Below are 1,655 nucleotides of genomic sequence, written 5' to 3'. Positions count from 1 at the left end.
CCCAGGGCGTGACGTTCCTCGCGGACGACGTCATGCATGCGGTCGAAATCGGTCACCCGCTTGCCCAYCAGCGCCTGCTGCGCGCCCACGTCGCCGAGCAGCTGTTCGATCTGCGAATTGGTATCGCTGAACTTCTGCACCAGTTCGCCCTTGGAAGAACGCAGGCGATCGATGAGGCCACCGATCAACGGCACCTTCGAGCGCTGGGAGAAACCATCCAGCTTGAGCTCGCGCGCGATGCGCACCACTTCGCCGAGTTTCTCGCCATTGGCGTCGAGGTCACGGTTGCGCACCTGATCCAGCAGCTGGCTGGAGAAGGCCGTTGTCCGAGCGGCGGCTTCACGACCGAATATCTGCAGGTTGCCCGGACGCAGGTCTTCCAGCTCGCGGCCGATTTCGGCGATGCGCGGCAGGTCGTCGCGGACCAGGCCGAGGGCCTTCAACGTGCTGTCATCAAGTTCAGGGGCGGGCGTGGTGGCGGGCACGAGCGTGCCGGAGTTCTGGCTGTCCTGGGTCATCGGGCAGTGTCCTTGCGGTGGATAAGCGGCAGCGGCGGCCGGCTCAGGGCAGTCTAGCCTGAGCAGCGGCTACTTCGTCGTCGATCTGGGCCTGCAGCGTGGCTGCCTGCTCGGCCTGTGCAGCCTGCGCCTGTGCCTGGCGCGCCAATGCGGCCTGGCGCCAGGCCGGCAGCAGGACATCATGGATGCGGAYGAAGCGCTGCAGCAGGGCCTCATCCTGCTGCTGCAGCAGCTGCCACTGCCCGCTTTCGATACGTCGCAGCGTGGCCAGCCGCTGCAGGTGGTCCACGCGCGGCGCCAGAGCGGCCTGCGCGGCTCCTTCCAGCATTGCCAGCTGCGCGGCGCCGAACGTGGCCCAGGCCTCCAACGCGGCGGCAGCCGCATCGTTGTCGATGATGGCCCGGGCACGCTGCTGCACACGCTGCGCGAGACCCTGGGCCTGCTCGCGCGCCTGAAGCGCCAGCACGCCCAGCTGCGCCTGCAGCCCCTGCGCCTGTGCCTGGCGTTCAACGTCACGGCCGAGCAGGCGCCCCCACCAGCTCTCCTGCCGGCCCAGGCGCGCCGGATCGCTGGCCTGCAACGCCAATGCGATCCGCGCCAGCGCAGCCACCAGTCCCTCGCCTTCCGCGCCGGCCTGCAACGGTGCAGGCTCGGCCAATACCTGCAGCAAGTGGCTGCCGTACGCTGCCAGCGTGGCCACATCGGCGCGCGCCGGAAGCGTGGGTTCGGGCAGGGTGCGCACGCAGGTCACGGCAGTGGCGGCGGCCGTGGGCCGTCATCAGCCACCGTTTCCGGCGGCAATGATTCACCGTAGAAGTGGCGCATCAGCGCTTCGTCCAGCGCACGTTCTTCCGGAGTCGCTGCACGACGCACGCGCGGGCGACGACGCGTGTCGGTCGTTGCCACATCGGCAGTTACCTGCTGCCGGGCCCACCCGGCAAACGCCGCCAACGTCTGCGACAACTGCACCTGCTGTTCCTGCGAGGCGACCAGCAGCTGCAGCAGCGGTGCCAGACCAGCCTGCAGGTCTTCGGCCAATGGCGTGGCTGCGGCCTGCGGTACGGCGGCAGCCGGCGCGCTGGCCGGACGCGCATCGGCCAGGCGCTGCAGCGCTGCCAGCAGGGCGGGCCATGGCGC

General features: G+C 69.6%; 3 protein-coding genes. All 3 read right to left on the bottom strand.

Annotated elements, in window-relative coordinates; translation table 11 throughout:
* Positions 1–518, bottom strand: a 518-nt coding sequence (locus AB4Y84_RS21070; protein ID WP_442250862.1) for a toxic anion resistance protein, incomplete at its 3' end; no start/stop codon positions are given.
* Between the two features lie 43 nt (positions 519–561).
* Positions 562–1,260, bottom strand: coding sequence for a hypothetical protein (locus AB4Y84_RS21065; protein WP_442250861.1), 699 nt, complete (start codon positions 1,258–1,260; stop codon positions 562–564).
* Between the two features lie 5 nt (positions 1,261–1,265).
* The coding region (locus AB4Y84_RS21060; protein WP_442250860.1) for a hypothetical protein at positions 1,266–1,655 on the bottom strand (390 nt) is incomplete at its 5' end.

Origin of the sequence: Stenotrophomonas sp. 2YAF22, from assembly GCF_052114665.1 — a bacterium.
Classification (GTDB): domain Bacteria; phylum Pseudomonadota; class Gammaproteobacteria; order Xanthomonadales; family Xanthomonadaceae; genus Stenotrophomonas; species Stenotrophomonas indicatrix.
Note: the sequence above shows the minus strand (reverse complement) of the source record. Positions and strands in the feature narration are given on the sequence as shown.